Source organism: Mesorhizobium sp. M0060 (assembly GCF_040323155.1).
Classification (GTDB): Bacteria; Pseudomonadota; Alphaproteobacteria; order Rhizobiales; family Rhizobiaceae; genus Mesorhizobium.
Genome location: NZ_JAMYUP010000112.1, coordinates 1 through 9,554, shown reverse-complemented (window position 1 = coordinate 9,554; position 9,554 = coordinate 1). Strand labels below are relative to the sequence as shown.

The 9,554-nt window shown below is 61.6% G+C and carries 11 protein-coding genes and 1 pseudogene; 4 read left to right on the top strand and 8 right to left on the bottom strand.

Translation table 11 applies throughout. The annotated features are described in order from the left end of the window. The coding region (locus NKJ94_RS36500) for a 3-methyl-2-oxobutanoate hydroxymethyltransferase (protein WP_352532513.1) at positions 1–356 on the top strand (356 nt) is incomplete at its 5' end. A 642-nt stretch (positions 357–998) separates the two neighbouring features. Then, positions 999–1,364 carry a hypothetical protein gene (locus tag NKJ94_RS36495; RefSeq protein ID WP_352532519.1) on the top strand — a complete coding sequence of 122 codons (366 nt, stop codon included), beginning with the start codon at positions 999–1,001 and terminating at the stop codon, positions 1,362–1,364. Here the strand turns inward: NKJ94_RS36495 and NKJ94_RS36490 are convergent. The 8 genes and pseudogenes from NKJ94_RS36490 to NKJ94_RS36455 form a co-directional block, all read right to left on the bottom strand. After that, a pseudogene (locus NKJ94_RS36490) lies at positions 1,342–1,735 on the bottom strand (transposase family protein); the annotation flags it as partial. The gene NKJ94_RS36495 and the pseudogene NKJ94_RS36490 overlap by 23 nt on opposite strands. A gap of 57 nt (positions 1,736–1,792) precedes the next feature. After that, positions 1,793–2,002, bottom strand: coding sequence for a hypothetical protein (locus NKJ94_RS36485; protein WP_352532511.1), 210 nt, complete (start codon positions 2,000–2,002; stop codon positions 1,793–1,795). After that, entirely contained in the window at positions 1,999–2,748 is a 750-nt protein-coding gene (locus NKJ94_RS36480) for a COG4280 domain-containing protein (protein ID WP_352532509.1), read from the bottom strand. The genes NKJ94_RS36485 and NKJ94_RS36480 overlap by 4 nt, the downstream gene beginning before the upstream one ends. A gap of 146 nt (positions 2,749–2,894) precedes the next feature. Further along, positions 2,895–3,269, bottom strand: coding sequence for a hypothetical protein (locus NKJ94_RS36475; protein ID WP_352532507.1), 375 nt, complete (start codon positions 3,267–3,269; stop codon positions 2,895–2,897). 301 nt (positions 3,270–3,570) lie between these two features. Then, positions 3,571–4,068, bottom strand: coding sequence for a hypothetical protein (locus NKJ94_RS36470; RefSeq protein WP_352532505.1), 498 nt, complete (start codon positions 4,066–4,068; stop codon positions 3,571–3,573). Continuing rightward, positions 4,065–4,652 (bottom strand): DUF2135 domain-containing protein, encoded by a 588-nt coding sequence (locus NKJ94_RS36465; RefSeq protein ID WP_352532504.1) that lies wholly within the window; start codon positions 4,650–4,652, stop codon positions 4,065–4,067. Before NKJ94_RS36465 ends, NKJ94_RS36470 begins: the two co-directional genes overlap by 4 nt. After that, complete coding sequence (locus NKJ94_RS36460) at positions 4,645–5,214, bottom strand: MotA/TolQ/ExbB proton channel family protein (RefSeq protein ID WP_352532502.1); 570 nt, start codon at positions 5,212–5,214, stop codon at positions 4,645–4,647. Before NKJ94_RS36460 ends, NKJ94_RS36465 begins: the two co-directional genes overlap by 8 nt. Before the next feature lie 42 nt (positions 5,215–5,256). Further along, the gene (locus NKJ94_RS36455) at positions 5,257–5,610 is read right to left on the bottom strand and encodes a hypothetical protein (RefSeq protein ID WP_352532500.1); all 354 of its coding nucleotides are present in this window, start codon (positions 5,608–5,610) and stop codon (positions 5,257–5,259) included. A 186-nt stretch (positions 5,611–5,796) separates the two neighbouring features. Here NKJ94_RS36455 and NKJ94_RS36450 point away from each other — a divergent pair, with 186 nt between their 5' ends. Together NKJ94_RS36450 and NKJ94_RS36445 are read left to right on the top strand one after the other, a co-directional pair. Then, on the top strand, positions 5,797–6,012 hold the full coding sequence (locus NKJ94_RS36450; RefSeq protein WP_352532517.1) for a hypothetical protein: 216 nt from the start codon (positions 5,797–5,799) through the stop codon (positions 6,010–6,012). A gap of 949 nt (positions 6,013–6,961) precedes the next feature. Then, positions 6,962–9,554 (top strand): ATP-binding protein (locus NKJ94_RS36445; protein ID WP_502904253.1); only part of this gene is annotated, 2,593 nt, incomplete at its 3' end.

Genomic DNA, 9,554 nt, shown 5'->3' with positions numbered 1-9,554 from the left:
AACTCGAGGAGATCGGTGTCTTCGGGGCGGAACTGGAAGTCGTGCCCGACCGGGTGGCGAAATTCCTGACCGAAAACTCGTCGCTGGTCATGCTTGGCATGGGTGCCGGCCAGTATGCGGATGCGCAGTATCTCTTCACGGAAGATGTCTGCGGCTACGGCAAGAACCACAAGCCGCGACACGGAAAGGTTTACCGAAACCTTGGCCCTGAACTGCAGAAGATTCAGGACGAGCGCGTGGCCGCCTTTAGAGAATACAAGACAGACGTCGATTCCGGTAGGTATCCCGGTGACGAGCATACCGTTCCGATTGGGGATGCCGAGTTCGACACGTTCATGCAAGCGGCCAAACGATGACCACCATGAGTATGGGGCTAAGTGATCTCTCACCGGGCGGTAGACAGTTCGTAGCTGGCAACAGTGCGACGCCAACGCTCGACGAAATCAAAATGCTGATTGCGAAGAGGGAACTCATACTTCCGGCGAAGTTGGAAGCTGTCGCCCGCGTGATGTTTGCGGAGCCGGATTATGTGGCTTTCGAGAATGCCGTCGCGATCGCGCGCCGGTGCCAAGTTTCCCCGCCAACCCTATCCCGCCTCGCGCCGCGCCTCGGCTTTAGGTCGTTCAAGGAAATGCAGAATTGCTTCCGCAGTCATTTCCTAAGTCGACGGAACCAGACATAACCGAGCTAACGCGCAAGCTGGTCGAGATTACGCTGGGTGCAAAGGTCTGTAACCCAATCATGCTGAAGGCAGACTTTCTGCTTTCGGCCAATTTCAGTCATCCCGATCGAGGCCAGTAGGGCCGTTCGTGCAGCAATACATGCTTTCAGGTAGCGGCGACTGCCAATATCTCCGACGTCCAGCAGGTTCGTCAAAGGTGCAAAGGCGCGAAATCGGCGCTGCCTTGTGGTGCAGGGAAGGGCGCACGTCTTGCCCCCGATAACGCCCTCGCAGGATAACTGGCCCGGGCCAAGGTGGCAACTTCGCGCAACTGTGTATGAAAGATGCTGGCATCAAAGGCGAGGCGGGCTCGGGTCAGGGCGTCGATGCCTTCACCAAAGGCTGGATCAAGATAGCGTTCTGGTGCGCTTACCCCTACACCGCCATTGACCGCCGGGTCAGCATCCCACTTGCCGCGTTGCCGGACCCCCACGAGCCGCCCGTTCGCCGCTTGACGATGGGCAGCGATGGCTTCGACCGTTCGATCGCCGTGCGACAGATCGACAAAAGCGATTATCCCTGCCGCCGCTCGGCAATCCGTGTATTTGCCGCAAGCACCATTGCTGCCTGCCCTACGGCGAATTCGGTGTCGCCGATTGAGCGCAGGTGCTCTGGGCCGAATAGCCGATCGGATAGGTCTTGAACTTCATCTTGGCCGGCTTATCGCCTTCGACTTCCGGCAAGCGACTGATCCCATGACGTTGCAGGCAGCGATGAGCACGTCAGGGTTGGAATCGTTGGCTGCAGCGCGTAGAGGCAATCGTCAAGCGGCAGCAAGGTGTGCCGCCGGAAGGCGACGATCACCGCCTCCTCCTCGATCGTGAGCACCGTCGCGGAGGGATTCCTCGGCCCCGTCGGCACATCGGCGACCGACGTCGGCCCCTTCCACTTGATGACCGTCTTCTGGTTGATCCCGTAGCGCTTGGCCAGCGCTCTCAGGCTCTCTTGACTATTTTGTATTGCTCGACGGACTGCCTCTGTCGTCGTGGCGCTGCCGTGTAGAACCTGGCCCATAGTGCCTCCTTCGATTCGGACGAAAAGAATGCACCATCAAAGCTCGGGATCAAACACCTAGCGCCCCCGCGCCGCGCGGCGGACGCTGTGAACCAGGATGACGAGGCAGCCCACCAGGAGGAGGATGCCGCCAGGCAATGGCGGCATTGCGAGAAACTCTACCGCCGCCGTCACCGCTGCAATCAGGATCAGCGCGAGCAACGCCAGATTGCCGTCGTCGATGAACATGCCGACGAATTCCCTTATGACAAGACGGACAATGTTCATCGGGCGAGCCCTCCGGCGGGATAGGCGCTGCGCAGCCAGCGGACGATGGCGTAGGACGCAAGCGCAACGATAGCGAAGATGGCGAGAAGGGCGAGATCCGCGCCCGGCCAGTCGGCACCGATGCCTTCGCCGGTCCAGAAGATGCCGAAGCTGGTCAGCATCAGCCCGACCACGAATTTGAGCGCATTTTCCGGCACGCGCGCCAGCGGCCGGTGCACGGCCAGGCCTATCAGCGTCACCAGCACGAACGCCGCCAAGGCGCCCAGGCTGGCGTAAAGCGTTTGCCCATGCGCGGCACCTACCGCAATGACGATGAACACCACCTCGACGCCTTCGAGCAGCACCGCCTTGAACGCCGCCACCCCGGCCAGATAGTCGGCCCGCCGGTCATTGGCCTGCCGGTGCAGGGCAGCGGTCTCCTTCGAGAAGGCCGCCTCCTCGTCATGCAGCGCGATGATGCCGGTGCTGCGCAGAATAGCCTTTCGCAGCCACCGCATGCCGAACAGGATCAACAGGACACCGACCACGAATTGCAAGGTTTCTATGGGAACGAGCGCCAGCAGTGGTCCGAACGCCAGCACCAGTGCGGCCAGAACCGCCAGCGCCAGCGCTGCGCCGGTCAGCGCCGGCCGCCAGCTGCGCGTCACCCCCACCGCAAGCACGATGGTGAAGGCTTCGACGACCTCCACGAAAGAAGCGAGAAAGGCGGTGGTGATGGTCGAAAGGATGGGAGTGAGACTGTGCATGAGGCATCCTGTATTTTCAATCTATTGCGGCTATGCGGTCCGGACCATACAGCGCTCGGTGGCAGGGGAAACGCAAGCGAAGCAGCGACCGGTGGCGCCTCGGGCCAATCGAGCCGCACGGCTGCGGCCCGCTGGCTCTGGAGACTTCAGTTAGGATAATTTCCGTTGTCGGAATTGTCGTCGTTGATGGCGAAGCCACTGCCGGTATCGACAAGGAGCGTCTGGTCGAGACTATCGAGCCGGCGCAGCAACTGCTGAGATTGGGCAGCCGGTATCTTGCCACGGTTCTCGGCGGCCGTTCTTTCGGCGGCCTGGGTGATATGGACTGCCCGCATGTGCAGCCTTTGCGCCTCGGTCGGCGTGATCGTGTTCTGCTGCCTTGCGTCAGCGATGCCTTGGTCCAAACCCTGCGCCTGATCGACAATCGAGGTCGGCGTCTCGTTGGCATAGGCGCTGGCGAGCGGAATAGCGATGAGAAGGGTGGTCAGGGTTGCTGCCTTGAGAGTCCTGAAAGAGCGCATGATTGCGCCTCCTTTTCTTAATGGGGGAAAGCGGGCGATTGCTTCGCCTCGCGTTCCATCTGCGGGCCGTCCGGTTCCGTCGCGTCGCGATGAGTGGTTCATCGCCGGCGGTTCTCGGCCCACAACACAGCTAGGAATGCGCCGCGGCAGATTTTAATCATCAAAAGGATTGTCGTTCATGCCTTGTTGTATGCATCAGGGCGCCCTGCTGGGCACCGTCGCGGCGCTTTTCGGCGGACAGAAATGAGCCACGGCGCCATCCTCCCAAGCTGCAGGAGGGGGACACGAAGCGAAAACTCGGCTATGACCCCGGCTGTGTATAGACGAGGGGGCGAACGCCGCTTTGGTAGTCCTTTGCCGGCAGGGCCGGTTGCGGCCGTGCGTAGAACATCGGCTCGCGTGTATCGAGACCGGCGTCAGCGGTCTGCATCTTCATCTCGACCCCGGTGCCGTCGGCTTCCGCCTTGCCCATCGCATCTTGCAATTGTTGCGCGGCTTGCTGGCTCCATGGCAGCACATATGAGCGCGGCTCAGTCGAGCCGGGCGTGGTGAGCCATACGTAGATGGCTTCGTTCTCAACCGGGACGGCGCCCACCACCTGGGCTTTTGCCGTGTCACGCCACTCGAGCCCGAGCGGCTTGGGACGGCCAAGAAGCTCGCTCGCGCCGACATAGACGACAGTGATCAGCGCCAGGAAAATGCCGACCGAGAGGGTGCGGCGGGCAAAACCCGCATGCGGCAGGACGACGAAGATGAACGCGCCGAGCAGCAGGGCGAAGATGACGGGAGCGATCATCATTGGGTGGCCGCCACGCGTAAGGGTTTGAAGATGCTGTTGATGCTGCCCGGCACCAGTTGGCCAGTCGAATCGAGCCGGAATCTCAAGGCGGTAAGCTCCTGGTTGGGCTTGCGTAGCTGGACCGTCGTTGTGGCCACCGGCGCTGACGACTTGGCATCGCGCTTTACATTGACGCTTATCTTCACCGGGACGGGATATGTGACGTTGACGCCGCGATACATGTGAACATTGACGATGTATTCGCCCGCGGGCGCGCCCCTGGAATAGGCCACTTCGTGGTTGGAGTCGGTCATGTCCTGCGCCATGCCGAGGTCGTCGCGCAGCAGATCGAACACCTTGCCGCTCTTGTTGGAGTAGCCGACCGGCACATCGCCGGGCGCCTGGACCCACAGATCGACATCGGCGTCGAGCTTGTCGGGCCACTGCGTCTCGACGGTGACGTTTCCCGGCGCCGTGACGCCATCGGTTTCACTCGCCTTGGCAGGCGGGTTCATCACCGTCATCATGAGCACGGTCATGAGGACGAAGCCGCCGAGCATCAGGAGAGCGGTGTCGAGCCAGACGGTGAGAGTTTCCTCATCCATCGACGTTACCCAGCAGACGAAGGTTGATCTTTAGCCACAGGTTCGTGGCTATGCCGAGCAGCGTCGCATAGAGCGCGACATACATGCCGTCGATGACCGACGCGATCATCGGGCGGATCGCATTGGGGTCAGCCGAGCCGCCGGCGCGTGCCGCAGAGAAGGCGACGATGAGCCCAACCACGGTTCCGAGCAGCCCGATCCGCACCACATGGGTCGCCAGCCAATCGACATCGCGCCAGCGCCGGAAGAAGACGCACAAAATGCCCAGGGCACCGATGGCTGCGATCAACCAGCATAGGAACGCGTTGTTGCCGGCGAAGGGTTTGCCGGCAATACCGACGACCCAAAGCCCGACGATTCCAGCGGCGCCGATCGCCTGAAGAACGATGAACCGCGACAGAAATGCCTTTGGAGCGCCGTGGTCGGAGTGAGTTCCCGGCAGCCTGCGGGCAATGGGGTGCGATCCCAGGTCAGCTGCCTGCTCTGGCCATAGCTTCTGAGCAATCGCACCGGGCCACGACTTCTGCCGCGGCGCGCTTTCGCGGGAATAGATATCAACCATCTTGGCGTTCCTTCTTTTGCGACCCACACGTGATGCAGACGATCAGGCGCCGCGCTCGCCCTTGGCGCCGACACGCTTCAATTCTTCCCAGCCTTCGCCGACCGCGACGAGGCAGCTTGAGCCGTTCGGCCTGCTGATCATGATCGTCCATGTCGAGCCGTCGTCGCTGGTCAGCACTTCAATGACTGAGCCGTCTTTGGCCAAACCGAGGGCAGAGGGCGCTTCATTGAATCGTTTGGAAAGTTGTTTCAGGAGTTCTGGCCGCGGGGCGCAAGGAGGCGATCCGGTCTCCGCCTTCACCGGTATGGCGGACATGGCGACCAGCATGACTGCTGCGCCCGTCATTTTGATATGCGTCAACTCAAAACGTGATTTAACCTGAACTTGGTTGGACATCGGGACCTCCGAATTTGGACGAAGGCTGGCCTCTCAGCGAGCCTGCAGTCGATTTCAACCTTCGTGCCAAGGGTGTACTTGTTCGCACCAGCTACAGATTTGCAGACTACTGCAGGTGCCGGGTGCCTTCCATTCTACCAGGGTTTACTCGGTTATCTGTTCAGTCTGGGAAACTCAAACCTTGGTATGAGCGAGATCAGCGATTCTGCCGGAAGGCAGGGGTGTCCTGAAGCGAAAGCGACGGCAGCTGTCGCCGCCGTCCGGCTCTTCTGCGGCCGCATGATGTTCGTCAGAGTCGATCCGCGTGAGACGCAGCAGGTGGTGTTCGACGCCCAGGACCGGGCGTTTACCTTCTTCGGCGGCACCTGCATCCAGTCGATGGCGGTCTCGTTTCGAGTTTGAGGACCTTTGTGATGATCTAGACCACTGGTAAAGCCCGGCAGGGCAACCCGCACGGCGCCCCGCTCGTCGGCTCAGTTCATCGGCTTCGTATGCTTTCCGGACACTTGCGAAGGACAGGCATTTCCCATGTGCTCATGCATAGAACCGCAAGAGGAGCACAAAAGGAGCAATCTTCGATAAGCGGCGCCTGGCTCGATGAATACAATCTGGGTGTCTGCAACGAGAAGTTCAGTTCAGGGTGCTGACGAGAAAAAAGCAGAAAGTCTTGAACTCGTCCATCCACGGCGCCACCGTGCACGACAGTAAGATCGCCCGCAAAATCATTAAGTTGGTGCGCGACACCGAGTCGCCGTCGCTATTTCATCATTCCAGGGGCATCTATTATTTCGGCGTTCTTGCCGGGAAGCGCCGCGGATTGAGCTTCGATCCTGAGCTTTCTACGGGGGCGCGATGTTCCACGACACGGGACTCACCCATCAGCACCGCAGCGCGAGCGAGTGTTCGCTGGCGCCGACGTGGCCCGCGCCTTCCTGCGCGGCCATGGAATCTCCCACTCCAATATCAAAACCATCTGGACCGGCGTACCGGGATCATGCGTTGACGACGATCACTATAGGCAGCCCAGCGACTTGTTCGGAAAGATGAGCCCGGACCAATGGCACGCTGTTCGACAATACAGTTCGCGCTGTCGGCGGGGCGGCGATGCAAATCCAGGTGCATCAGATCGCGAACTGCGCAAAGGGCGATCTCCAATATGGCGACGGCGTCGCGACTACGCTGGTTCACCTGGCCGCTGGAAAGCCGCTGACTCTGACCGGAAGATCGCATAGGATTTGAAGAACAAGAGGAACTGTGCGTGCGCTCATGCCAGCCTGCCGCCATCGGCAATGAGGTCAATCATAAAACGAGTCAGGGAGGGCCCTGACAACGGGGCTGAGAGGAGGCCCTGGTGACGGACCTTTCGGGCTATGTATTCTCGGCGTTGCGGGGAGGCGAGTTCACACTCTACCGCGGGTCGGGCGACGGCTTGGACCCGATCCTGCTGGTCGAGCCTATCGGGCAATACCCGTCGCGTGAGTCGATCAACCGGCTAGAGCATGAACATGACCTCAAGGCCGAACTGAACCCCGACTGGGCTGTCCGGCCGATAGACTTGTCCCGCCACGACGGCCACATGGCGTTGGTGCTCGAGGATCCCGGCGGCGAGCCGCTCGATCAGCTGCTCGGTCACCCCATGGATGTGACGCAGTTTCTGCGCATCGCGATCCCGCTTGCGGCCGCAATCGGCCAGATGCACATACGCGGGCTGATTCACAAGAACCTCAAGCCGGCCAACATCCTGGTGGACTTGGAAAGCGGCGGCGTCTGGCTCACCGGCTTCGGCATCGCCTCGCGTCTGCCGCGCGAGCGCCAGGCACCCGCACCTCCGGAAATCATTGCCGGCACGCTTGCCTACATGGCGCCGGAACAGACCGGCCGGATGAACCGCTCGATCGATGCCCGCAGCGATCTTTATTCACTCGGTATCACCTTCTACGAGATGCTCACCGGGACATTGCCGTTCACCGCAGCCGATCCGATGGAGTGGGTGCACTGCCACATCGCCCGGCAACCGGTGCCGCCCGACGAGCGGGTCGCGGGCATCCCGAGGCCACTCGCGGCGATCGTGATGAAGCTGCTGGCCAAGACCGCCGAGGATCGCTACCAGACCGCCGCGGGCGTCGAGGCCGATCTCCGGCGGTGTCTCTCCGCATGGGAGGCGCATCGCCGGATCGACGCGTTCCCGCTGGGTGCCCAGGACGCGTCGGACCGGCTGCTGATCCCGGAAAAGCTGTATGGACGCGGAGCCGAGATCGATACGCTCGTCGTCGCGTTCGATCGGGTCATGACCCGCGGCGCGACAGAACTCGTGCTAGTGTCCGGCCACGCCGGCATAGGAAAGTCCTCGCTCGTCAATGAGCTGCACAAGCAACTAGTCCCATCGCGCGGTCTGTTTGCCGCCGGCAAGTTCGACCAGTACAAGCGAAATATCCCTTATGCGACGCTGGCCCAGGCCTTCCAGGGCCTTGTCGATCAGATCCTCAGCAAGAGCGACGTAGAGATGAGCCGATGGCGCTCCGCGTTGCTGGACGCGCTTGGCCCGAACGGCCAACTGATGGTCAATCTTATCCCGGAGCTTGCTCTCATTATCGGTGAGCAATCGCCAGTTCCCGAACTGCCGCCGCAGGACCGGCAAAATCGGTTTCAGTTGGTGTTCCGGCGGTTCCTCGGCGTGTTTGCCAGGCCAGAGCACCCGCTCGCGCTGTTCCTCGATGATCTGCAATGGCTGGACACCGCGACCCTTGATTTGATCGAACATCTTGTCACGCACCCGGAGGTGCGGCACCTGCTGCTGGTCGGCGCCTACCGGGACAATGAGGTCAGTCCCTCTCACCCGCTCGCACGGATGCTGGCGACGATCCGCGGAGCCGGGGGGCGGGTGCAGGAGATTCTGCTTGCTTCCCTCATGCCGGACGATGTGGAGCGGCTGCTTGCGGATGCGCTGCACATCGAGCCTGGGCGCGCGCGCTCCTTGGCCGCGCTGGTGTTCGAGAAGACCGATGGCAATCCGTTCTTTACGATCCAATTCTTGATGGCCCTGGCGGAGGAGGCGCTGCTAGCGTTCGATCCCGGCACGGAGGCCTGGACGTGGGACCTGCCGCGCATCAGCGCCAAAGGCTTCACCGATAACGTCGCGGATCTCATGGCCGCGAAGCTGAGCCGTCTGCCCCATGCGACTCAGAAGGCATTAGGACAGCTGGCCTGTCTGGGGAACGTCGCCGAGTCGCCTACGCTCGCTCTGGTGCACGGGGGGACCGAGGAAGCGATGCACGCGGCACTCTGGGAAGCGGTCCACGCCGGCCTCGTCCTCCGATCGGGCAGTACCTACACATTTCTCCACGACCGTATCCAGGAGGCGGCTTATGCGCTCATAGGCAAAGGCGAGCGTGCTATGGCGCATCTTCGGATTGGCCGATTGCTCGCGGCGCGGACCACGTCGGAAGAGCCGGAAGACAGCATCTTCGACATCGTCAACCAGTTCGACCGCGGCGCGGCGCTGATTACCGTGCCGGAGGAGCGCGAGCAGGTCGCCGAGCTCAACCTCATGGCGGGCAAGCGTGCCAAGGCGGCAACCGCCTATGCCTCAGCGCTGCAGTATTTTGCCGCCGGCCGCGCTCTGGTGGTGGAGAACGAATGGGAACGGTGCTACCGGCTCACGTTCGACCTCGAACTCAACTGGGCTGAGTGCGAGTATCTATCCGGAGAGTTGGCCTCAGCGGAAGAACGTCTCTCGGTGGTGTCAACGCGCGCACGAACAACTGTTGACTCTGCTGCTGTCACCTGCGTGCGTATCAATCTCTACACGAACATGGACCAGAGCGACAGCGCCGTGGCCGTAGGCCTGGACTATCTCCAGCGGGTTGACGCCCAGTGGTCGCGGCACGCGACGGCGGAAGACGTCCGCCAGTCCTATGACCGATTGTGGCAGCGGCTCGGGTCTG